At 70.3% G+C, this 21,877-nt stretch carries 21 protein-coding genes, 1 tRNA gene and 4 pseudogenes; 15 read left to right on the top strand and 11 right to left on the bottom strand.

Annotated elements, in window-relative coordinates; translation table 11 throughout:
• Positions 1-115 precede the first annotated feature (115 nt).
• Positions 116-277 carry a hypothetical protein gene (locus FGX59_RS37810; RefSeq protein ID WP_171060844.1) on the bottom strand — a complete coding sequence of 54 codons (162 nt, stop codon included), beginning with the start codon at positions 275-277 and terminating at the stop codon, positions 116-118.
• Between the two features lie 303 nt (positions 278-580).
• On the opposite strand from FGX59_RS37810, the pseudogene FGX59_RS26730 reads away from it, so the two are divergent.
• Positions 581-796: pseudogene (locus tag FGX59_RS26730) on the top strand (transposase domain-containing protein); the annotation flags it as partial.
• Here the strand turns inward: FGX59_RS26730 and FGX59_RS26725 are convergent.
• Together FGX59_RS26725 and FGX59_RS26720 are read right to left on the bottom strand one after the other, a co-directional pair.
• Positions 703-1,521: a DDE-type integrase/transposase/recombinase gene (locus FGX59_RS26725; RefSeq protein ID WP_138470180.1), complete on the bottom strand. Its 819-nt coding sequence runs from the start codon at positions 1,519-1,521 to the stop codon at positions 703-705. The pseudogene FGX59_RS26730 and the gene FGX59_RS26725 overlap by 94 nt on opposite strands.
• Before the next feature lie 101 nt (positions 1,522-1,622).
• Positions 1,623-2,102 carry a hypothetical protein gene (locus FGX59_RS26720; protein WP_138470179.1) on the bottom strand — a complete coding sequence of 160 codons (480 nt, stop codon included), beginning with the start codon at positions 2,100-2,102 and terminating at the stop codon, positions 1,623-1,625.
• Between the two features lie 131 nt (positions 2,103-2,233).
• Here FGX59_RS26720 and FGX59_RS26715 point away from each other — a divergent pair.
• Both FGX59_RS26715 and FGX59_RS38215 read left to right on the top strand, forming a co-directional pair.
• Positions 2,234-2,641, top strand: a pseudogene (locus tag FGX59_RS26715) (transposase); the annotation flags it as partial.
• Positions 2,641-2,799 carry a hypothetical protein gene (locus FGX59_RS38215; RefSeq protein ID WP_206078441.1) on the top strand — a complete coding sequence of 53 codons (159 nt, stop codon included), beginning with the start codon at positions 2,641-2,643 and terminating at the stop codon, positions 2,797-2,799. The pseudogene FGX59_RS26715 and the gene FGX59_RS38215, both read left to right, overlap by 1 nt.
• Before the next feature lie 209 nt (positions 2,800-3,008).
• On the opposite strand, the gene FGX59_RS26705 is transcribed toward FGX59_RS38215, so the two are convergent.
• From FGX59_RS26705 to pdxH, 4 genes are all read right to left on the bottom strand, one after another.
• Positions 3,009-3,085: transfer RNA gene (locus FGX59_RS26705), tRNA-Pro, on the bottom strand.
• A 52-nt stretch (positions 3,086-3,137) separates the two neighbouring features.
• On the bottom strand, positions 3,138-3,524 hold the full coding sequence (locus FGX59_RS26700; protein ID WP_240722734.1) for a DUF192 domain-containing protein: 387 nt from the start codon (positions 3,522-3,524) through the stop codon (positions 3,138-3,140).
• A gap of 86 nt (positions 3,525-3,610) precedes the next feature.
• Complete coding sequence (locus FGX59_RS26695; RefSeq protein WP_138470178.1) at positions 3,611-4,204, bottom strand: cold-shock protein; 594 nt, start codon at positions 4,202-4,204, stop codon at positions 3,611-3,613.
• A 130-nt stretch (positions 4,205-4,334) separates the two neighbouring features.
• A complete protein-coding gene (gene pdxH / locus FGX59_RS26690; RefSeq protein ID WP_138470177.1) occupies positions 4,335-4,940 on the bottom strand; it encodes a pyridoxamine 5'-phosphate oxidase in 606 nt (201 codons plus the stop codon).
• Positions 4,941-5,066: 126 nt separating this feature from the next.
• Between pdxH and fabI the strand changes: the two genes are divergently transcribed.
• The 6 genes from fabI to trpE are packed head-to-tail and all read left to right on the top strand — an operon-like array spanning position 5,067 to position 11,659.
• Positions 5,067-5,870 carry an enoyl-ACP reductase FabI gene (gene fabI, locus FGX59_RS26685; RefSeq protein ID WP_138470176.1) on the top strand — a complete coding sequence of 268 codons (804 nt, stop codon included), beginning with the start codon at positions 5,067-5,069 and terminating at the stop codon, positions 5,868-5,870.
• Complete coding sequence (locus tag FGX59_RS26680) at positions 5,867-6,481, top strand: LysE family translocator (protein WP_240722731.1); 615 nt, start codon at positions 5,867-5,869, stop codon at positions 6,479-6,481. Before fabI ends, FGX59_RS26680 begins: the two co-directional genes overlap by 4 nt.
• A 31-nt stretch (positions 6,482-6,512) precedes the next feature.
• Positions 6,513-7,010, top strand: a complete 498-nt coding sequence (gene gpt / locus FGX59_RS26675) for a xanthine phosphoribosyltransferase (RefSeq protein ID WP_138470175.1) — start codon at positions 6,513-6,515, stop codon at positions 7,008-7,010.
• A gap of 5 nt (positions 7,011-7,015) precedes the next feature.
• Positions 7,016-8,209: an aminotransferase gene (locus FGX59_RS26670; RefSeq protein WP_138470174.1), complete on the top strand. Its 1,194-nt coding sequence runs from the start codon at positions 7,016-7,018 to the stop codon at positions 8,207-8,209.
• Positions 8,210-8,260: 51 nt separating this feature from the next.
• The gene (locus tag FGX59_RS26665) at positions 8,261-10,141 is read left to right on the top strand and encodes a peptidyl-prolyl cis-trans isomerase (RefSeq protein ID WP_138470173.1); all 1,881 of its coding nucleotides are present in this window, start codon (positions 8,261-8,263) and stop codon (positions 10,139-10,141) included.
• A 9-nt stretch (positions 10,142-10,150) separates the two neighbouring features.
• On the top strand, positions 10,151-11,659 hold the full coding sequence (gene trpE, locus FGX59_RS26660; RefSeq protein ID WP_138470172.1) for an anthranilate synthase component I: 1,509 nt from the start codon (positions 10,151-10,153) through the stop codon (positions 11,657-11,659).
• Positions 11,660-12,412: 753 nt separating this feature from the next.
• Here the strand turns inward: trpE and FGX59_RS38920 are convergent.
• The 4 genes and pseudogenes from FGX59_RS38920 to FGX59_RS26650 form a co-directional block, all read right to left on the bottom strand.
• A pseudogene (locus tag FGX59_RS38920) lies at positions 12,413-12,679 on the bottom strand (hypothetical protein); the annotation flags it as partial.
• A gap of 341 nt (positions 12,680-13,020) precedes the next feature.
• Positions 13,021-13,218, bottom strand: coding sequence for a transposase (locus tag FGX59_RS39835; protein ID WP_138470171.1), 198 nt, complete (start codon positions 13,216-13,218; stop codon positions 13,021-13,023).
• A 575-nt stretch (positions 13,219-13,793) separates the two neighbouring features.
• A pseudogene (locus FGX59_RS38915) lies at positions 13,794-13,989 on the bottom strand (hypothetical protein); the annotation flags it as partial.
• Between the two features lie 536 nt (positions 13,990-14,525).
• Positions 14,526-16,061, bottom strand: coding sequence for a hypothetical protein (locus tag FGX59_RS26650; protein ID WP_138470170.1), 1,536 nt, complete (start codon positions 16,059-16,061; stop codon positions 14,526-14,528).
• Between the two features lie 172 nt (positions 16,062-16,233).
• Here FGX59_RS26650 and FGX59_RS26645 point away from each other — a divergent pair, with 172 nt between their 5' ends.
• The 6 genes from FGX59_RS26645 to lexA all read left to right on the top strand — a co-directional run bounded on the left by FGX59_RS26645 (position 16,234) and on the right by lexA (position 21,054).
• A complete protein-coding gene (locus FGX59_RS26645; RefSeq protein ID WP_138470169.1) occupies positions 16,234-16,815 on the top strand; it encodes an aminodeoxychorismate/anthranilate synthase component II in 582 nt (193 codons plus the stop codon).
• The gene (gene trpD, locus FGX59_RS26640) at positions 16,812-17,834 is read left to right on the top strand and encodes an anthranilate phosphoribosyltransferase (RefSeq protein WP_138470168.1); all 1,023 of its coding nucleotides are present in this window, start codon (positions 16,812-16,814) and stop codon (positions 17,832-17,834) included. Before FGX59_RS26645 ends, trpD begins: the two co-directional genes overlap by 4 nt.
• The gene (trpC, locus tag FGX59_RS26635; protein WP_138470167.1) at positions 17,831-18,646 is read left to right on the top strand and encodes an indole-3-glycerol phosphate synthase TrpC; all 816 of its coding nucleotides are present in this window, start codon (positions 17,831-17,833) and stop codon (positions 18,644-18,646) included. The genes trpD and trpC overlap by 4 nt, the downstream gene beginning before the upstream one ends.
• Positions 18,646-19,119 (top strand): cyclic pyranopterin monophosphate synthase MoaC, encoded by a 474-nt coding sequence (gene moaC / locus FGX59_RS26630; RefSeq protein WP_138470166.1) that lies wholly within the window; start codon positions 18,646-18,648, stop codon positions 19,117-19,119. Before trpC ends, moaC begins: the two co-directional genes overlap by 1 nt.
• On the top strand, positions 19,116-20,291 hold the full coding sequence (glp, locus tag FGX59_RS26625) for a gephyrin-like molybdotransferase Glp (protein ID WP_138470165.1): 1,176 nt from the start codon (positions 19,116-19,118) through the stop codon (positions 20,289-20,291). The genes moaC and glp overlap by 4 nt, the downstream gene beginning before the upstream one ends.
• Positions 20,292-20,370: 79 nt before the next feature.
• Entirely contained in the window at positions 20,371-21,054 is a 684-nt protein-coding gene (lexA, locus tag FGX59_RS26620) for a transcriptional repressor LexA (protein ID WP_138470164.1), read from the top strand.
• Positions 21,055-21,877 lie beyond the last annotated feature (823 nt).

Here is a 21,877-nt window from a genome sequence, read left to right as displayed (position 1 = left end):
GTACTGGCGCCGCTGGCTCTCCAGGTTCGTCATCACCTGGCTCTGCGTCGACTGCCGCACATAGATCACCGCCTGCCGCTTCAGCAGCTCCGGCGGAAAGCCGGCCGACCCCATGTCATTCATCGTCCTGTCCTCCCGGAGCTGCCGCCGCGGCCAGGAGCAGCTGCGCGAGCGCCGTCACGGCCGACTGGCGGTCCGGCGGGGTCAGCGACGCCGTCATTCGTGACTGGAACGGAAGCGGCAGCTGGGCCGGGCTCGTGGAATTGGGCAGTGTCATGCGAAGCCTCCCTCGGTGAATCGTCGCGAGGGAAGCCTCGCCGGAAACCGAGAGCCTCGAGAACTGAATGCAGTTCCAACAGCGCATCGAGAGAGGCCATCGGCGGACCCAGGTCGAACGCCTGGCAGGCCGCCGCGTCGAGAACCCAGGCGGGAGCAAGCACGGCAACGCCTGCATCGCGTTCGATGCCGACAATCCGGCCGTCGCAACGGTTGAACGTCCGGAACACCCTGACGTCAGAACCGAAATAGGCGTGCCACCGGTAATGGACGCGTCGAACCTGCCCGACATGGGCAGAATGAACGGGAGATGGCCCTCAACCGCAAGAATGCCCTATTCGCGGGCCATGACGAGGGCGGCCGGTCCTGGGGCCGCATTGCGTCGCTGATCGAGACGGCGAAGATCAACGGCGTCGAACCCTCCGCCTATCTCAAGGCCACGCTCGAGGCGATTGCCGCCGGACATCCAAAGAAGCGGATCGACGAACTTCTTCCATGGAATTTCAAGCCGTCAACCTGAGATCCCGTGAGCCGGGAGCACCGCTTACTTTCATACGCTGCCCGGCAGGGCATTGCCCGGCAATGCCCGGCAATGCCCGAGAGGGGGCTGCCGTTATCCGTATGAAAAACCAGCGGGTTAGCCACGCATTTCTCGGCCCAGGCCGCGCGTTGCAGCAGCGCCGCCGCGTTCTCCGACGTCTCGCGTTCATGGACTTCCCAGCCGGTGATTTTCCGGCTCCAGATGTCGGTGATGATATAGAGGTAGAAGAACCGCCCCGCGACCGGCCCTGGCAGCCAGGTGATATCCCACGTCCACACCTGGCACGGCCCTTTGGCGCCGAAGCTTGTCGGCGCCTTGCGGCGGACCGGCGCCCGGGCACGGCCCCGGCGATGGTTCTGGCCGTGCTCGCGCAAGACCCTGTAAAAACTAGATTCCGACGCGATATAGGTGCCGCTGTCGGCCAGCATTGGGACGATTTGGCCGGGCGGCAGGCTGGCGAATTCCGGCCGGGCGCAGGTGGCGATGATGCGGGCGCGTTCTTCGTCGCTGTGCTTGTTGGCGGGTACCGGCCGGGGCGCCATCGGACGCTGGTCCTCCCCGATGCCGCCCTGCGGATCATGCCAACGGGCCAGCGTGTGCGGATGCAGGCCGAGCTCCGCGGAGGCCGCTGCGCGGCGCGCCCCTGCGGCCATCGCGTCGTCGATGAGCCCGGCAATCTTCCGGCGATCGGGAGCAGAGGTCATTCGTCCTCGCCGTCCGCCCGCCGGCGCTTCGCATGGCTCCGGGCGTTCCGTGCTTCGGTCCGTCCACAGGACGGCCCGATCCGGCTCTGCCGGACCGCGTGTCACCCCCAGATCGCCGCCGCCTTTTTTCTCAGGACCAGGAGCGCCGCGGCCTCCGCAAGCGCCTTCTCCTTGCGCGCCAGCTCCCGTTCCAGGTCCTTGATGCGCTTCCTGTCGTCCTTCGTTTCGCGGACAATTCGCGCCGAGGCCGTCCGGTCCCAGTCATTCGCCATCTCGCAGGCTTCCCGCCAGATCGCGATCTGCTCGGGATAGGTCCCGCGGCGGCGGCAATAGTCGCCCAGTTCCGCCTCGTTCAACGCCGCTGCCTCGATGACCGCCGCAAGCTTGTCGCTCGACGTCCAGCCTTCGACATTCGCGTCGGCCTCGGGCAGCAGCTTGCCCTTCGCCCGAGCCTCAGCGCGCCATTTCGCGAGCGTCGCCCGCGAGATCCCCTCTTCAACCGCCAGCCGGTTCAAGGGGGTGCTGTTCGGCGGCAGCATCTTCGCGAGAACCGCCGCCTTTCGTTCCGGTGAGTACGCCACTCGTCATCCTGTCCTGCCCGCCTCGCTGCATAGTTTCAGATCGAAGGACGGTGACAACAACCCTGCACAAGGGGGGGGTCCGGTCGCGGGCAAGTTCTTCTACCTCTACATCATCACCGACATCTGGAGCGCTGGTCGGCAAAATGGAAGCCTGGCTGCGCGCCGAGCGGGCCCAGCTTTCCGGGCATGCCAAGGTCGCCAAGGCGATCGACCACCTTCTGTCGTCTGCCCAATGGCCCGGCTTCACCCGCTTCCTCCAGGATGGCCGGGTCTGCCTCGGCAACAATTGCGCCGAGCGCTCGTTGCGCGGCGTCGCCTTCGGCCGGAAATCCCGGAACTTCGCCGGCTCCGAGCGCGGCGGCCACCGCGCCGCCGCCATGTACACGCTGATCCGAACGGCCAAGCTGCACAGCATCGCCCCCCAGGCCTGGCTTGCCGATGCCATCGCGCGCATCTCCGACCTGCCGGTCTCGTGGCTGCCCGAACTGCTTCCCTGGAACTGGATTCGGCCGGAAGGCCGCTCCGTGGCGGCCGCCTGATGGCCCGCGTCACGCAGGTCCTTTCCATCGGCGAGGTCGCCAGGCGGATCGCCGAAACCCTCGAGCTCATCGAGGTCATCAGGGCCAATTCCGACAACATCGACTACGCCGAGATGATCTTGGTCGACGACGGCACCGAGAGCGGGATCACGACCTGAACGGCCCGGGGCATCGAAAGCGTGCAGGAGTTCCGTGCCGACATCCGTACCTGGGAAGGCGGAACCCCCGAGTTCCTGCGCGACGGAATTGCGAGCCCGATGTCATCGAACGCGTCATGGCCGATGAGGAAAGGCCTAAATCAAGACGGCCTTCGGCGTAGCCTTACAACGCTGGTGTAAAAGGTACGTCTTGAAATTGTTCCAAGTGGTGGTCGGGACGGCAAGATTCGAACTTGCGACCTACGGTACCCAAAACCGTCGCGCTACCAGGCTGCGCTACGCCCCGATTTGCGTGGTCCTATCCCAGCTCCCCGCGGAACGGAAGCCCCAATCCGCCGTCATGTCCCGGCGCAGGTCCAGGCCGCGCCGCTGCCGAAGGCCGGATGGCGCAGCTGGCTGCCCGGCGCGATGCCGAGAGCGCGCGACAGGCCGCCATTGATCTCGAGCACGGCGAAGATGCCGTCGCCCCCGGGGATCGGCGTCTCGTCGAGCGGCACCGCGTTCTCGTGGATGCGCTGCACCACGCCGTCGCGGTCGAGGAAGATCATGTCGAGCGGGATCAGAGTGTTGCGCATCCAGAAGCTGACGCTGCGGGGCGGATCGAAAATGAAGAGCATCCCCGCTGTCGAGGCCAGGTGATCGCGGTTCATCAGCCCGCGGTTGCGCTCCGCCGGCGTAACGGCAAGCTCGACCGAGAAGCGCGCCTGCCCCCAGTCGCCGCGCAGATCGGCGCGGTCCGCCGCGCAGCCATCGGCGAGCGCGGCGCCCGCCGAAAGAAGACACCCGAGCGCGAGCCCGGCGAGGCGGCCGGTCAGACCTCCTCTTCCTCTTCCTCGTCCGTGTCCCTGGCGCTCTCCTGCGGTGCAGGCTCCTGCGTCCCGGCCTCGTGCAGCGCATTCTCCCAGGAGGTGACCGAGGTCGCCATCAGCCCGCGGCGGCCTTCCACCACGCGGACGCAGATCGCCTCGCCCGGCTGAAGATCCGCCAGGCCCGACCGGCGCAGCACCTCGATGTGAACGAAGATGTCGTCGGGCTTGCCGAAGGCATTGGCGAAGCCGAACCCCTTTGTCTTGTCGAACCATTTGACCCTAGCCGGCTCCAGCGGCCCCACATCTTCGGACTTGTATCCCCCCGGAAGGAAGGACGATCCGTCCTCCTCCTCGCCGCTTTCGGGCGGCTCGATCCGCAGGACCTCGATCGCCTGGCGGCCGCGTGCCGTTTCCAGCACCACCACCTCGATCGCTGCGCCATCGGTTACCGAGCTCTGCCCGAAATTCCTCAGCACATTGGCATGCAGGAGGATGTCGCCACCACCGGCCTGGGACACGACAAATCCGAACCCCTTGCCGGGATCGAACCATTTGACATGGCCCTGCACGATCTGACCGTCTTGCTCTGTATCCATGCGGTTCACGTACATTTGCAATGACCTTCCTCCAAACCTCTCCCCGGTTCCACGTTAGGAGACCGCATTCATAGGTTGCAAGGAGAAAAATCTAATATTCCGTTTACTTAGACCGAATTCGACCGCCCCCTCAAGGGTAGAGCCGTGTAACTGACCAGTTTTCCTGAGCGATCTCCCTTGTCCAACGAAAACGGTCATGAAGCCGGAAGGCCCCGTCCGCCCAGAACTCGAATTCCGTTACGTCAATCTTGAAGCCGCCCCAGTAGTCCGGACGGGGCGGATTTGGCCCCTTCGAGACGGTCAGCTTCGCCACATCGGCCATCAGCGAACCGCGCGAGGGCAGCGGCCGGGACTGCTGCGAGGCCCAGGCGCCGAGGCGGCTCTGCAGCGCGCGGCTGCGGTAGTAGGCGTCCGAGCGCTCGGCCGGGACCTTGGCCACCGTGCCGCGGGCGCGCACCTGGCGGCGCAGGCTCTTCCAGTGCAGCACGATCGCGGCCTTGCCCGCCGTGATCAGCTCCTGCCCCTTGGCGCTCTCGTAATTGGTGAAGAAGACCAGCCCGTCATCGTCGATGTCCTTCAGCAGGACGACGCGCACATTGGGAAGTCCGGTCTCGTCGACAGTCGCCAGCGACATCGCCTCGGGATCGTTCGGCTCGGTCTCCGCGGCCTCGGCGAGCCAGCGCCTGAGCAGCGCGTAAGGGTCCCCGCCCGCGAATATGCCGTCTCTGTCACTCATGCGCCCAACCTGCCCGAACTCGTGTTGTCACCGCGCACAGCTCTCCGGAGCTGCCGGGCTCTGCGCTTGATGCCGTTTACACAATCGCCTAATGGACCTCAAATCAAGGACTGTCGGAGAACCAGAATGTCAACACAGCTCATGGCCGGCAAGCGTGGCCTCATCATGGGGGTCGCCAACGACAAGTCGATCGCATGGGGCATTGCCAAGGCATGCGCCGATGCCGGGGCGGAAATTGCCTTTTCGTACCAAGGGGAAGCGCTGAAGAAGCGGGTCATCCCCCTGGCCCAGAGCATCGGCTCGGACGCGGTCTATGAATGCGATGTCGCCGACGAGGACTCGATCGACGCGCTCTTCGCCGCACTCGAGGAGCGCTGGGGCAAGCTCGACTTCCTCGTCCACGCGATCGGGTTTTCCGACAAGAACGAGCTGCGCGGCCGCTATGTCGACACCAGCCGCGACAACTTCCGCACCTCGATGGACATCTCGGTCTATTCCTTCACCTCGGTCTGCCGGCGCGCCGACAAGCTGATGACCGAGGGCGGCTCCTGCCTGACGCTGACCTATTACGGTGCCGAGAAGGTCATGCCGCACTACAACGTGATGGGCATCGCCAAGGCGGCGCTGGAGGCCTCGGTGCGCTACCTCGCCGAGGATCTGGGCAAGAGCGGCATCCGCGTCAACGCCATCTCGGCGGGCACGATCAAGACGCTCGCGGCCTCGGGCATCGGCGATTTCCGCTACATCCTGAAGTGGAACGAGTACAACGCCCCGCTGCGCCGCACCGTCACCCAGGAGGAGGTCGGCCAGTCCGCGCTCTACCTGCTGTCCGACATGGGCCGCGCCGTGACCGGCGAGATCCACCATGTCGATGCGGGCTACCATGTCGTCGGCATGAAGGCCGTCGACGCGCCGGACATCGCCAAGTGATCCCCGCGGCCGTGCTCCTGCCGGTCTTCCTGACCCATCTGGCCGCCGCGATCTCTCCGGGGCCGGCGGTGCTGATGACCGTGCGCCTGGCGGCGTCGCAGGGCATGCGCACGGCCGCCGCCTATGCCGCGGGCGTCATGATCGGCGCGGTCATCTGGGCGGCCGCGGCGCTGCTGGGCCTGTCGGTGCTCTTCCAGGTGCTGCCCGGCCTCTTCGTCGCGATGAAGCTGATCGGCGCGGCCTTCCTCGTCTATGTCGGCTTCATGACCTTCCGCCATGCCTCGGCGCCGCTGGCCACCGGCGGCACCGCCGCGGGCATGTCGGTGCCGCGCGCCATCCGCTTCGGCCTGGTGCTGCAGCTGACCAATCCCAAGCCCGCGATCTTCTTCGGCGCCGTCTTCGTGACGCTGGTGCCGCCGGAGACGCCGCTGTCCGGCCTGGCGCTGATCCTTGCCATCGTGGGCATGAACGAACTGGCGAGCAACCTGCTCGTCGCGCGGATCTTCTCCCTGCCGCGCGCAAGAGCCATCTACATCCGGCTCAAGACCCGGGTGGAGCGCGTCTTCGGCACGCTTCTCGCCGGGTTCGGCCTGAAACTCGCGCTGAGCTGACCTCCAGGAAGACACCAGGAAAGGGACCGCCATGACCGACCGCCTGCCCCATGAGAAGGGGTTCCACATCAGCTGGGACCAGATCCACCGCGACAGCCGCGCCCTGGCCTGGCGGCTCGACGGGCAGGGTCCCGATGGCGGCGCCTGGAAGGCCGTGGTCGCGGTGACCCGCGGCGGCATGGCGCCCGCGATGATCGTCTCGCGCGAGCTCGACATCCGCACCGTCGACACGATCTCGGTGAAGTCCTACGACAACCAGAGCCAGGCCGATGCGGTGGTGCTGAAGGCGCCCGATGCAGAGCTGATGGGCGACGGAACCGGCATCCTGATCGTCGACGACCTGGTCGATTCCGGCAAGACGCTGGAGCTGATTCGGGGCATGTACCCCAAGGCGCATTTCGCCACCGTCTATGCCAAGCCCAAGGGCAAGCCGCAGGTCGATACCTACATCACCGAGGTCAGCCAGGACACCTGGATCTTCTTCCCCTGGGACATGGCGCTGCAATACGTCGAGCCCTACCGGAAGTAGCCCCAATGCCCCTGCCCCTCGCTCCGGCGCTGCACAACTGCACCGCCTCGCCGATCGTCGAGTCCCGCGCCTGGGTGAAGGGCCTGACCTTCCCCGCCGACCGCCCGCTCATCAATGTCAGCCAGGCCGCCCCGGTCGCCGCCCCGCCCGAGGGGCTGCGCCAGGCGATGGCCGAGGCGATCCTCACGCGGACCGAGGCGCATCTCTACGGGCCGGTTCTCGGCAATGACGCGCTGCGCGAGGCGCTGGCCGCACGGGTCTCGCGGATCTACGGGGCCGAGGTGGGGGCGGCGAACATCGCCATCACCGCGGGCTGCAACATGGCCTTCTGCGCCACCATCGCCTCGCTCGCCTCGCCCGGCGACGAGGTGATCCTGCCCTGCCCCTGGTACTTCAACCACGCGATGTGGCTCGACATGGCCGGGATCGTCACCCGTCCGCTGGAGACCGGCGACGACCTGCTGCCGGACCCTGAGGCCGCCGCCGCGCTGATCGGACCGCGCACCCGCGCCATCGTGCTGGTCAGCCCGAACAATCCCGGCGGGGTCGAGTACCCGCCCGCGCTGATCGCCGCCTTCCGCGACCTCTGCCGCGCCCGCGGCCTGGCGCTGATCGTCGACGAGACCTACCGCGATTTCATGGCCGGCGACGGCCGCCCGCACGAGCTGCTGGCCGATCCCGACTGGGACGACACGGTCATCCAGCTCTATTCCTTCTCCAAGGCCTACCGGCTGACCGGCCACCGCGTCGGCGCCATCACGGCCGCGCCCGGTCACATCTCCGAGATCGAGAAGTTCCTCGACACGATGGTGATCTGCGTGTCGCAGCCGGGGCAGATCGGCGCGCTCTGGGGGCTGGAGAACCTCGATGCCTGGCTTGCCGGCGAGCGGCAGGAGATCCTCGCCCGCCGCGCCGCGCTCGAGGCGGCGATGGCCGGGCTGCCCGGCTGGCGGCTGCGCGGGACCGGCGCCTATTTCGCCTATATCGAGCATCCCTTCGACATGGGCGCGGCCGATCTGTGCCGCGCGATGGTCCCCGAGGCGGGGGTGCTGGCGCTGCCCGGAACCTTCTTCGGCCCGGCAGGCCGCGCCCGCGGCGACCGCGAGCTGCGCATTGCCTTCGCCAATATCGACAGGGACGGGATCGGCGAGCTCGCGCGGCGCCTGGCGGGTCTGCCCTTCCCGCTTGCGACCACCTAGGCATCCGGCTAGACCCTCGGCCACTGATGGTCCATCCCCGGGGAGCCTAGCATGGCCAAGCACGAGACGTCCGAGAAACCCAAGGGCAAGAAGCACCTGTCGAACTTCCTGGTCATCGCGCTCCTTGGCGTGCTGCTTCTCGGCCTCGGCGGCTACGGCGTCACCGGCTTCAACACCCAGGTCCGCTCGGTCGGCAGCGTCGGCGAGACGCAGATCGACGCCGCGACGTATCACGGGCTCCTGCGCCAGCGGATGGACCAGGTCTCGCAGCAGACCGGCCAGACCATGACCTTCGACCAGGCGCAGCAGTCGGGCCTTGCCACGATCGTGCTGCAGCAGGCCGTCGCCACCGCCGCGCTGCAGGAGGCCGCGCGCCGGGCCGGGCTGTCGGTCGGCGATGACGAGGTCGCGCGCCGCATCTCCGCCGTGCCCGCCTTCCAGGGCATGGACGGCAATTTCGACCCCGAGGCCTATCGCGACATCCTCAAGCGCTCGGGCCGCACCATCGCGGGCTTCGAGGACAGCGTCCGCCAGGAGGCCTCGGCCGACCTGCTGCAGCGCGCGCTGCTGAACGGGCTGACCCCGCCGCAGGCCTATGGCACCACGCTGCTGAACTTCCTCGGCGAGGCGCGCGCCGTGACCTGGGCGCCGATCCCCGACAGCCTGCTGACCGCCGCGCCCGAAGCGCCGAGCGACGAAGAGGTGCAGGCCTGGTACGACGCCCATCCCGACCGCTTCACCCTGCCCGAGCGCAAGGACATCACCTATGCCTGGCTCTCGCCCGACATGATGCTCGACCAGGTCGACCTGTCCGAGGACGAGCTGCGCGCCGGCTACGAGGCCCGCGCCGCCGAGTTCCAGCGCCCCGAGCGCCGCATGGTCGACCGGCTGGGCTTTGCCGACATGGAAGCGGCCCAGGCCGCCAAGGACGCGATCGAGGCGGGCGAGACCACGTTCGACGCGCTGCTCGACGAGCGCGGCCTGGCCGAGGCCGATGTCGATCTGGGCACGATCGCCCGCTCGGCGCTGACCGCCGATGCCGCCGATGCCGTCTTCGGGATCGAGGATACCGGCATCGCGGGCCCGGTCGCCTCGGCCGTCGGCCCGGCGCTCTTCCGCGTCAACGCCATCCTCTCGGCCCAGACCACCAGCTACGAGGACGCGCTGCCGACGCTGCGCCGCGAACTGGCGCTGGAGAAGGCCAAGTCGCTGGTCCAGCAGGAGATGGAGCCGCTCGACGACCAGCTCGCCGCCGGCGCCACGCTCGAGGAGCTGGCCGCGGACAGCCCGATGCAGATCGGCACCATCACCTGGGACGGCGCCTCCCTGCCCGAGGCCGATCCCGCCGCGCAGCCGGAATTCCTCAATGCCGCGGCTGCGGTCGCGGATGGCGACTTCCCCGAGATCGCCCTGACCGATAGCGGCCTGCTCTTCGCGCTGCGCCTCGACGCCTCGAAGCCCTCCGAGCTGCAGCCGCTCGACGCGGTGCGCGACGACGCAACCGCCGGCGCCGCCGAAGCCAAGCGCGTCGAGGCGCTGGAAGCGCTCGGCACCGGCCTGAAGGACCGCGCCGATGCGGGCGAGGACTTCGCCCAGCTCGGCCTGGCGCCGCAGGTCAAGACCGGCCTGATCCGCCAGTCCCCCTCCTACGAGCTGCCGCGCCCGGTGCTGGACAAGCTCTACGATCTCGGCGCGGGCGAAAGCGCCGTTGTCGCGGGCGAGGACGGCGCCTGGCTGGTGCGCGTCGACAGCGTCACGCCGTTCGACATGGACAGCGACCAGGCCCGCGCCGCGCTGGCACGGCTGAACCGCGACACGGGGCTGGCCCTGGCCGACGACATCCTCGGCGAGCTGAGCCAGACCGTCACCCAGGAGGCCGGGCTCGACCTCAACCAGACCGCGCTGAACGCGGTGCATAGCGCCCTGCAGTAAGGCCGACAGATGCAGATCACTCCCGATTTCGAAACCTTCCGCGCGGGCTACGAGGCCGGGCGCTCTCAGCTGGTCTATGCCCGGCTGGCCGCCGATCTCGACACGCCCGTCTCGCTGATGCTGAAGCTCTCCCAGGCGGGGCGCGACAGCTTCATGCTGGAATCCGTGACCGGCGGAGAGATCCGCGGACGCTATTCCATGATCGGGATGAAGCCGGATCTGATCTGGGAATGCCGCGGCCAGCAGGCGCGTATCAACCGCGAGGCGCGCTTCGACGACACCGCCTGGGTCGAGGACGGCCGCCCGGCGCTGGAGTCGCTGCGCGCGCTGATCGCCGAGACCCGGGTCGACATGCCCGAGGATCTGCCCGCGGCCTCCGCCGGGCTCTTCGGCTATCTCGGCTATGACATGATCCGCCTGGTGGAGCGCCTGCCGGACGCCAACCCGGACCCGCTCGGCCTGCCGGATGCGCGTCTGATGCGGCCCTCGGTGGTCGCGGTGCTCGACGGCGTGAAGGGCGAGGTGATCCTCGTCGCCCCCGCCTGGGCCGGATCCGGCCTCTCGGCGCGCGCCGCCTATGCCCAGGCCGCCGAACGCGTCTCCGACGCGCTGCGCGATCTCGACCGCCAGGCGGTGACCGAGACCCGCGGCCTCGGCGAGGCCCTGCCCCAGGCGGACCCGGTGTCGAACTTCACCAAGGACGGCTACATGGAGGCCGTCCGCAAGGCGAAGGACTACATCACCGCCGGCGACATCTTCCAGGTCGTGCCCTCGCAGCGCTGGACCCAGGAATTCGAGCTTCCGCCCTTCTCGCTCTACCGCAGCCTGCGGCGGACGAACCCCTCGCCCTTCATGTTCTTCTTCAATTTCGGCGGCTTCCAGGTGGTCGGTGCCTCGCCCGAGATCCTCGTGCGGGTCTTCGGCCGCCAGGTGACGATCCGCCCGATCGCCGGCACCCGTCCGCGCGGCGCCACGCCCGAGGAGGACAAGGCGCTGGAGCAGGACCTGCTGTCGGACCAGAAGGAGCTGGCCGAGCACCTGATGCTGCTCGATCTCGGCCGCAACGATACCGGGCGGGTCTCGAAGATCGGCACGGTGCGGCCCACCGAGGAATTCACCGTCGAGCGCTACAGCCACGTCATGCACATCGTCTCGAACGTGGTGGGCGAGCTGGCCGAGGACCAGGACGCGCTCTCGGCGCTCTTGGCGGGCATGCCCGCGGGCACGGTCTCGGGCGCGCCCAAGGTCCGCGCGATGGAGATCATCGACGAGCTCGAGCCGGAGAAGCGCGGCGTCTATGCGGGCGGCGTCGGCTATTTCGCCGCCAATGGCGACATGGACATGTGCATCGCGCTGCGCACGGCGGTGCTGAAGGACCGCAAGCTCTACATCCAGGCCGGCGGCGGCGTCGTCTATGACAGCGACCCCGAGGCGGAATGGCAGGAGACGGTCAACAAGTCGGCCGCCATCCGCAAGGCCGCGGCCGAGGCCGGCCGCTTCTCCACCGGCAATTCCTGACCGCTAGCGCGGCCCCCACGGGCCGCGCGCGCCATACCGCGGCGCAGGTCCCTGCAGGCGCGCCTCGCGGACTGCCGGTTCGAGACGTTCCCCCGGGACCGCTGCACTGGCGAATGCCCCCCGCGCCGCCGGCAGCCTGCAACCGGGCGTTCCAGACATTCCGCGGGCGTCTCCCCCGGGCACTCCTCCGCCAAACACCCACCGCCGCCGTGCAGGCTCAGCTGCCGAGCACACGTTCCGTCAGTACCCCGAGGGCCGCCCCAAGGCCAGCCCCGCCGCCAGAACGCCGGCTGCCGCCGTGCACGCTCACCCGCCGAGCACACGTTCCGTCAGTACCCCGAGGGCCGCCCCAAGGGCAGTCCCGCCGCCAGAACGCCGACTGCCGCCCTGCACTCTCCTCTGCCGCATCCTCCGGAGCACCCGTTCCGCCAGTGCCGCGAGGGTCGTCCCGAAGACAGCCCCGCCGCCAAACGGTAGCCCGCGCCTCGCGCAACTCCGCCCGGCCGGAACCGCCGCCGGAGCCTCGATCTCCGAGCAACCTCGACCGAAACGGGGTCCAATCCGCTATCCCGGCCCCCGATCCCAGCTTGCCTGACTTCCAAACTGCCGCGACGTCGCTCCTCTGCCGCAAGCCGACATCTTCCCTCAGATAGCTGGCGCATGGATGCGACCCGCGCCAGCGGCGGCCGCGTCCCGTCCTGTCCGACAGTGGGACGCATCCCGGCGGAGCTCTGCGCGCTTCTGGGCAGTGTTTCAAAGGTCCGTATCCGGACGTGATGCGCCTTTCCGGAGCCGAGGTCGGGGCACGGGTCGGATCTCGGCGGCGCCGGGGGCGTTGAAGCGGTGCTTGGAGGCGCGGCAGGCGAAGTCGGTCCGGGCGCAGCCGCGACTGGCGCGGATGCGGATCTCGGCGGCCTGGCGGTCGGGGTCTTTCGCGGCGATCCGCTCGGCGGAGGATTTGAGGGGTCTCCTCCCGGCCTCGATGCCGCTCCGGACATGGTGGCCGGAGCATCGTTTCCAGGGTGGGCCGGACCCTTGGCGCCGGTCGCGCCGCGAAAGTCCCGCAGCCGCTCCGGAAGGGCCCGGCGGCGCCGGTCGCCGGGCGCCATGCCCGGCAGGCGCATTCGGAGGATGCTGCCGGCAGGCGGTGCCGATGCAAGCCGCGAGCGCGACCGCGTCCGCTGCTTTCCGGCCGCCCTGGCGCAGTTCGAGGCAGGTCGCATCGTTCCACGAGCCAGGGCGGAGCAGGAAAGGCTGAGGGGGAGCCTTTCCCCGACGAAGGGCCATCCGCCCCCGGCCGGCCGCCTCAGGAAGGTGTCCGCACGCTCGCCGGTCTCCGCGCAGAGGCGGCTGATCTGGCCTCAGGAGAAGCCGCCCGCGCCCATCGCCTGGACCGGATCGTCCATGGTGCGTGTCGAGACGCCATGGACATCTGCGTCCTGGATCGCCGCTGCGAGGGCCTTCTTGACCGAGCCCCGCGCCTCGGGAAACGCGGGAAAACAGGTGCCGCTGCGCAGGTGCCGAATGCGCCGCGCAGCCCTGCCGGCCCGGCAGGGCATTGCGCTGCAATACCCGAGAGGGGGGCGCCAGGTTCAGACGGCCGGGAGCCCCGCGGGACGGCACCTGGATGTGGATCAGTCGATGGGCTTCCGCGGCCCCGACTCGCTCCGGCCCCGGCTGAGCGTGGAGACGTCGGGTGCCGGCCAGTCAGCCCTGCCATCTCGAGGATGCCGGAGACCATTCCGGCCGCATGGCGCGACACGCTTGCCACCCGGGCCGATGGCGCGGCAATGGCAGCCGGGCCGGGGAGCACCTGCGCCATGAGGCATGTGCGTGCCGCGAGTGATGGCCGTGTCCCGCCGGGCAGTGGCCGGCTGCAGACATGCGCAGGGCCCGCTTGGCCTCGTCCTGCCGCCGGCTGGCATGGAGTTGCGCGGATGGAGGCCCTTCCGGACCGGCGGGCTCCGGACCCCGGGCCCGGCGCCCGCCCTGCGCAACGCCGTCGGCTGGGGGGCTCCCACCGGTCAGGCTCTGGAAGGCGTTCGTCTGTCAGGGCGCCGAAGCCGCCCCCGGAGGAGGTGCCGCTGGCGCGGACCGGTCCGGACTCCTCCGGACCGTCGGCTGATCCTCATTATTCGGAGACGTGCGGCGGACGCCCCGGCTTGCCTGCCCTCGGCGCGAGCCGGGCCCTGTCCCGGTCCAGCCAGACGGGCAGCGACCCGCGCCGCGTCTGCGTGTCCGCCATTGTGCTCGGACCAGTGGCGCATCAATGGCTCGCGATGAGACTTCCCCCTCGCAGTGCGGCGGCGGGCAGGGTCGGGCTTCGTCATGGCCGGTTCTTCAACCACCGCATTCCCGCCGTGACTCCCGGGAGCCGGTGAGGTCTGCAGCAACGCCCAGGGTGCGCAATGGTCCGGGACCGCCTTCTCGCAGGCCGCCCATCCGCCTGGCCGCGCTCCGGGTGCCGGAGGAGGCTGGGCATCGCTCGTCTGTGGAGGCCGCAATTCCGGGGTTCCGCCAGGGGAGGCACGCTGCCGCGCAGGGGCCGGAACTGCCGCCGGAGCGGACGCTTCGGGCGGCGCCGGGCGGACGGGAGGCCGCAGCCGCCCGCACCGGCAATCGCCGGAGCGGGCCGTCCTGCCGGAGCGCGCTAGTCCCAGCCGGGCGCCAGCCCGTCGGGCGAGACGATGCGTCCGTCCGGGCGCGCCAGCGCATCGATCCGGGAGACCTCCTCGTCGCTCAGGATGATCTCCGCCGCGGCGAGATTGCCCGACAGACGCGCTCTGTCAAAAGGCGCTGCGTCCGCCCGGCTCCGTTCTGCCGCCTCGCAGACGGGCTGGGCCGCGGGGCGGGCACGGACGCGCTGTCAGGGCTGCGCCAGGAGCCTCAGAGCTTCGCCCGCGGTGGCCGGGATGAGGTCGCTGCCCGGTCCATCGAGGAAGTCTCCGACCGCCCGGCGGGCCGCGGCGCTGTCGGGCAGGACCAGGATCACCGCGCCGTCGCGTCGGGCATGGACCGCCGCGCGCGCAAGCTGCGCCGATAGCGGCGCCGCGGGATAGGCGGCTGCCTGGCCCCTTGCCGGCGCCGCGCCGCCCTCGATCACCGCCCCCTGCCCCGAGGAGGCCGCAAGGGCTGCAAACGCGCCCGGCAGGCCCTCGCCGGGTCCGGCCGTGATCAGGAGCGGCCCGGGCGCGGCCAGACCGGCCAGCGCCTGCCCCGCCGCGGCCAGGGCCGCCTCATCCGTGCCGGGGTCGAGATGGAGGAGCACTTCGCGCCCCGCAGGCGCCGTCTCCGCCTCCGCGGGCGCCAGCGCCACCGAACGGGCCCATTCGGGCAGCGGTGCCGCGCGGGGATCGACGAGCACGACTGCCAGGAGCGGCGGCCCGTCCTCGCCTGCGGTTCCCGGGGCGGCAGGCGGCGCCTCGGACGTCGGCAGAGTGCCCTGCTGCGCCGGTTCCGATGCGGGCGAAACCTCCGGTGCGGCAAGTTGCAAGTCCGGCGCGACGGGGGCCGCCTGCACGGCATCCAGCCCGGAGGGGTCCGGCGCCGGCAGGGCACCCGGCGCGGCCGGTTCCGCCGCCGGGGCGGCATTGGCGGGCGGCCGGGGCGCTGCGGCGGGCATGGCGGGCGACGTGGCGGCGGGCACGGTCGCGGGCGCGCCCGCGGTCAGCGCCGCGACGGAGGGCGGCGCGGGCGGCGCAGCGCTTTCGGGCGGCGCCGGTGGCGCGGCCGGGAGCCCCGAGGGTGCGAGGAGCGCGCTGTCCCCGGGCACCGGCGGCGCGGCCGGCACAAGGGTCGCGCCGCCTCCGGCAGGCGCCGGCGGCACGGTCTCGATCCGCGGCAGGGGCTGCCCTGCGGCCAGCACGCCGGGCCCGGGGACGAGCGTGTCGACCGTGTCGGGCAGCGCGGGGGCCGGTGCGGGCGCGGCGAGGCCGGGCTGCGCGGTCTCGGACGGTTCAGCGAGATCCGCGGGGATGGCGAGCGGCGCCAGCGCCTGCGGCGCGGCCACGGAGGGCGCGGCGGGCGGCTCCGTCCCGGGCGCCCCGCGCAGGTCGGGACCGGCAATGCCGGAGGCGGGCGGCGCAAGATAGAGCCGCGCCCGGGCCGGATCGGGCGGCGGTGCGGGCAGCACCGGTGCGGCGGGCGTGCCGGGCTGCGGCAGGCTGATCAAGACGGCGCGCGCGGGCAGGCCGGCCTCCGGCCGCGGCGCCACCGGCGGCACGGCGCGCGGCTCGGGCGGCAGAGGGCCCTCAGGCAGCGCGAAGCGCTCCGCGACCACGGGCGGAATCATCACCGGCGGCTCCGGCCATTTCGCCCGTTCGAGCTGCAGCGCGGCGATGCCAAGCACCAGAGCCGCAACGAAGAGCCCGAAGACCAGGCCAGCCAGCAATCCCCGCGTCACGCGTCCCACGTCCTGTTCGTCCCGATCCGTTCTTCCAAGCCTGTCAGCCCTGCCTGCCGCGGACAATAGCAGATCGTCCCTTCCGGACGCCATCCGCGGCCGCCATGGCCCCCCGCCCCTTGACCACGATGGCGCGAAGGGTGCAACTGCGTCCCAGACCGAAGGACCCGCCATGCTTCTGCTCATCGATAACTACGACAGCTTCACTTACAACCTCGTCCATTATTTCGGCGAACTCGGCGCCGAGGTGGAGGTGCATCGCAACGACGCGCTGAGTGTCGCCGAGGCGCTGTCGTGGCGACCTTCGGGCATCGTGCTCTCTCCCGGTCCCTGCGACCCGGCCCAGGCCGGCATCTGCCTGGAGCTGACGCGCGCCGCGGCGGCCGAGCGCATCCCGCTTTTCGGGGTCTGCCTCGGGCACCAGACGATCGGCGAGGCCTTCGGCGGCAAGGTCGTCCGCGCAGGCGAGATCGTCCATGGCAAGATGGGCTCGATCCTGCACGAGGGCGCGGGCGTCTTCGCCGGGCTGCCCTCGCCGCTCAAGGGCACGCGCTACCATTCGCTGATCGTCGAGCGCGAGAGCCTGCCGGATTGCCTCGAGGTCACCGCCTGGCTCGAGGACGGCACGATCATGGGGCTGCGCCATCGCGAGCTGCCCATCGAGGGGGTGCAGTTTCACCCCGAGAGCATCCGCAGCGAGCATGGCCACGCGATGCTCAAGACTTTCCTCGACGGGCTGAAGGAACCGGCATGAGCGACGATATCAAACCCCTGATCGGCAAGGCCGCGGACGGTCCGCTGAGCCGCGCCGAGGCCGAGGCGGCGTTCCTCGCGCTCTTCGAGGGCCGCGCGACGCCGGCGCAGATCGGCGGCTTCCTGATGGCGCTGCGGACCCGCGGCGAGACCGTGGACGAGATCGCCGCCGCCGCGCGGGTGATGCGCGCCAAGGCCACCAAGGTCACCGCGCCCGAGGGCGCGATCGACATCGTCGGTACCGGCGGCGACGGCAAGGGCACGCTGAACATCTCCACCGCCGCCGCCTTCGTGGTCGCGGGCGCGGGCGTTCCGGTGGCCAAGCACGGCAACCGCAACCTGTCGTCGAAATCGGGCTCGGCCGATGCGCTGGCGCAGATGGGCGTCGAGGTCATGGTCGGCCCCGCCGTCGTGCAGAGGGCGCTGGACGAGACCGGGATCGCCTTCATGATGGCGCCGATGCACCATCCGGCGATGAAGCATGTCGGCCCCTCGCGGGTGGAACTCGGCACGCGGACGATCTTCAACGTGCTCGGGCCGCTGTCGAACCCCGCCGACGTCAAGTTCCAGCTGACCGGCGCCTTCACCGCGGCGCTGATCCGGCCGATGGCCGAGGTTCTGGGCACGCTCGGCACCACCCGCGCCTGGCTGGTCCACGGCTCTGACGGCACCGACGAGCTGGCGATTTCCGGCCCCTCCGCCGTGGCCGAGCTGAGGGACGGCAAGGTCTCGGAATTCCAGGTCCATCCCGAGGATGCGGGCCTGCCCGTCCATCCCTTCGAGGAGATCGTCGGCGGCACGCCCGAGGAGAACGGCATTGCCTTCCGCGCGCTGCTAAACGGCGAGAAATCGGCCTATCGCGACGCGGTCCTGCTGAACTCGGCGGCCGCGCTGGTCATCGCCGGCAAGGCGGCGGACCTGAAGGAAGGCGCGGCCCTGGCCGCGGAAAGCATCGATAGCGGCGGCGCCTATTGCAAGGTCGCGGCGCTGGCGCGCATCACGTCGGAGGTGACGGCATGAGCGAGACGGTTCTCGACCGGATCAAGGCCTACAAGCTCGAGCATATCGAGGCCTGCAAGGCCGCCGTGCCGCTCTCGGAGATCGAGGCCCGCGCCCGCGCCGCCTCGCCGGTGCGCCCCTTCGCCCGCGCGCTGCACGATGCCAGCCAGAAGGGCTACGGGCTGATCGCCGAAGTGAAGAAGGCGAGCCCCTCCAAGGGGCTGATCCGCGCGGATTTCGATCCCCCCGCCATCGCACGGGCCTATGAGGAGGGCGGCGCGACCTGCCTGTCGGTGCTGACCGACGGGCCGAGCTTCCAGGGCGCGGACGAGTACCTGGTTGCCGCGCGCGAGGCGGTCAGCCTGCCGGTGCTGCGCAAGGACTTCCTCTATGATACCTACCAGGTGGCCGAGGCCCGCGCGCTTGGCGCCGACTGCATCCTGATCATCATGGCCAGCGTCTCGGACGCCCAGGCGCAGGAGCTGGAGGCGGCCGCCGCGCATTGGGGCATGGATGCGCTGATCGAGGTGCATGACGAGGAGGAGCTGGAGCGCGCCAGCCTGCTCTCCTCCAAGCTCCTCGGCATCAACAACCGCAACCTCAAGACCTTCGAGACCTCGCTCGACACCACCCGCAGCCTGGCCAAGCGCGCGCCGCTCGACCGCCGGCTGGTGGGCGAGAGCGGGCTCTTCACCCGCGAGGATCTGGCGGACATGGCGCGCTATGGCGTGCGCTGCTTCCTGATCGGCGAAAGCCTGATGCGCCAGCAGGACGTCGCCGCCGCGACGCGCGACCTGCTCTCGCAGCCGCTGGTCTCGGGCGGGGGCATGTGATGCTCACGCATTTCGACGCCAAGGGCGACGCGCATATGGTCGATGTCTCGGACAAGGCCGTGACCGCGCGGGTCGCCGTGGCGGAGGGCGCGGTGCGCATGTCGCCCGAAACGCTGCGGCTGGTGACCGAGGGCACCGCCAAGAAGGGCGATGTCCTCGGCGTGGCGCGGCTGGCGGGGATCATGGGGGCGAAGAAGACCGCCGAGCTGATCCCGCTCTGCCATCCGCTGCCCGTCACCAAGGTCGCAGTCGAGCTGACCGCGGACGAGGCCCTGCCCGGCATACGGATCGAGGCGACGGTGAAGACCACCGGCCAGACCGGCGTCGAGATGGAGGCGCTGACCGCCGTGTCGACGGCCGCGCTGACGGTCTACGACATGCTGAAGGCCGCGCAGAAGGACATGGAGATCCTCGGCATCCGCGTGGTGCTGAAGGAGGGCGGCAAGTCCGGCCGCTACGAGGCGGGTTCATGATCTCCGTCGCCGAGGCGCTGGACCGGATCTTCGCGCTGGCGGCTCCTGTGGGCCGTGAAACCGTCGGCCTGCGCCAGGCCGCGGGGCGCGTGCTGGCGGAACCTGCCGTGGCGCGGCGCACCCAGCCGCCCTTCGCCGCCTCCGCCATGGACGGCTACGCGATCCGCGGCGCCGAGCTCGCCATCGGCGCGGGCTTCGAGGTCGTCGGCGAGAGCGCGGCCGGAGGATCCTATCCCGGCACGCTCGCCCCGGGCGAAGCGGTGCGCATCTTCACCGGCGCGCCGGTCCCCGCGGGCGCCGATCACGTGGTGATCCAGGAGGACACGCGCCGCGAGGGCAGCCGCATCACGCTGGCCGAGGGGCTGGGCGACGGCGCCAATATCCGCCCCGCGGGCGGCGATTTCTCCGAAGGCGACGAGATGCTGGCCCCCGGCCGCCGTCTCGGCCCGGCGGAGATCGCGCTTCTCGCTGCGATGAACATCCCCCAGGTCGCGGTCTACCGCCGTCCCGACGTGGCGCTGATCTGCACCGGCGACGAGCTGGTCATGCCCGGCGAGACGCCCGGGCCGTCGCAGATCGTCACCTCCAACGCCTTCGGCCTGGCCGCGATGTTCGAGGCGGCCGGCGCCTCCGCCCGGATCCTGCCGATCGCGCGGGACACCGCCGAGAGCCTGGAGCAGTGCCTCGACCTGGCGGCAGAGGCCGATCTGGTCGTGACCTGCGGCGGCGCCTCGGTGGGCGAGCATGACATCGTCGCCGATGTCGCACGCGCCCGCGGCATGGCGCTCGAGTTCCACAAGGTCGCGATGCGCCCGGGCAAGCCGCTGATGGCGGGGCGCATGGGCGGCGTGCCGATGGTCGGCCTGCCCGGCAACCCGGTCAGCGCCATGGTCTGCGGCCGCATCTTCGTGGTGCCGATGCTCGAGGCGATGACCGGCCGGACGGCCCGCCCTGCCGCCCGCGCCACCATCCGGCTGGCCGCGCCAATCCCTGCGAACGGCCCGCGCGAGCACTACATGCGCGCCACGCTCGGCCCGGAGGGGATCGCCCTGCTGCCGAGCCAGGATTCCAGCCTGCTGGGCATCCTCGCGCAGGCGGATGCGCTGCTGGTCCGGCCGCCTTCCGACCCTGCCCGCGACACCGGCGCCAGTGTGGAATACATTGCCCTTTAGGAAGCGATGTTGACACAAAGGGGGAACGCGCGTAGAACATTTGCCAAACCAAACCAGAACCTAGAAATGGCGCAGGCGAATGTTGACCAAGAAGATGCTCGAGCTCCTCGAATTCATCCATGAGAGGCAGAGCCATGACGGCGTTCCGCCTTCCTTCGATGAAATGAAGGACCATCTCGGGCTCCGGTCGAAATCCGGCATCCACCGCCTGATCACCTCGATGGAGGAACGCGGCTACCTGCGCCGCCTGCCGCACAAGGCCCGCGCCATCGAGATCCTGCGCCTGCCCGACAATCTGGCGAGCCCCGGCTTCACCCCCCGCGTGATCGAGGGATCGGCACGCGAGGCGCCCGCGGGCGCGATGCAGGTGGAGCGCGGCGGCGCCTTCGACATCCCGCTGCAGGGCCGGATCGCGGCCGGCGGCCCGATCGAGGCGGTGCGCCAGGAAGAGGCCGTCACCGTGCCGGGCAGCATGCTCAGCCGCGGCGGCAACCACTACGCGCTGGAGGTCCAGGGCGACTCGATGATCGATGCCGGGATCAATGACGGCGACATCGTCGTGATCCGCGAGACCGAGACGGCAGACAATGGCGAGATCGTCGTTGCCAAGATCGACGACCAGGACGTGACGCTGAAGCGCTACCGCCGCCGCGGCCGCACCATCGCGCTGGAACCGGCGAACGCGGCCTATGTCGTGCAGACCTATCCCGAGGACCGCGTCCAGATTCAAGGCAAGCTGGTCGGGCTGATCCGCACCTACTGATCCCCTGCCCCGACAGGCATTCCGGACCGGGCCGCAGCCGCGCGCCCGGTCTTCTGCTGTCCGGCCTCCCGGATCAGCGCCCTTGCCCGGCAGCGATCCGAAGCAGCGCGAGCGGGGCAACGGCGAAAGGGGCGGCCTGGCAGAAGCAGCGACGGCGCACTTCCTCGCGGATCGGGCGTTGGCGGCACCGGACCTCCTGCGATCCGGCCGCAAGGTTCGGCCCGCTGCTCCGGCAGCAACCCAAGGCAGCCCGGGCGAACTGACGGCAATTGCGACGAGCTGCCGGAAGCAGCGTCGTCGGGGCGCTCCCACCTGGACCGGACCGCAGCGGCGCCGGATGTCCCGCGATCTGGTCCCTGGCTTCTGCCCGCTGCTCCGGCGGCGACCCGAGGCAGCGCGGGCGAGCAGGCAGCAATTGGGACGTGCTACCGGAGGCAGCTGCGGAACGCTCCCCCCTGGACCGGGCTGCAGCGGCGCCGGACGTCCTGCGATCCGCTCCCAGGGTTCGGCCCGCTGCTCCGGTAGCGACCCGAGACAGCACGGGCGAGCTGGCTGCAATTGGGACGTGCTGCCGGAAGCAGCGGCAGAACGCTGCCACCCGGACCGGGCCGTAGCGGCGCCGGACCTCCTGCGATCCGGCCGCAAGGTTCGGCCCGCTGCTCCGGCAGCGACCCGAGGCAGCCCGGGCAAGGTGACGGCGTAGCGGGTAACGAGGGACGGCGACCGGCGCGCTGCTTCGCAGAGCCGGGTGCAGCGGCGCCGGGCTCCTGCCATCCGGGCTCGAGGATCGGTGCGCCTCTCCGGCAGCGATCCGAGCCGGTCC

This window comes from Poseidonocella sp. HB161398 (assembly GCF_005870025.1).
Taxonomy (GTDB): Bacteria; Pseudomonadota; Alphaproteobacteria; order Rhodobacterales; family Rhodobacteraceae; genus Mangrovicoccus.
This window is presented reverse-complemented; position numbering and strand designations above follow the sequence as displayed.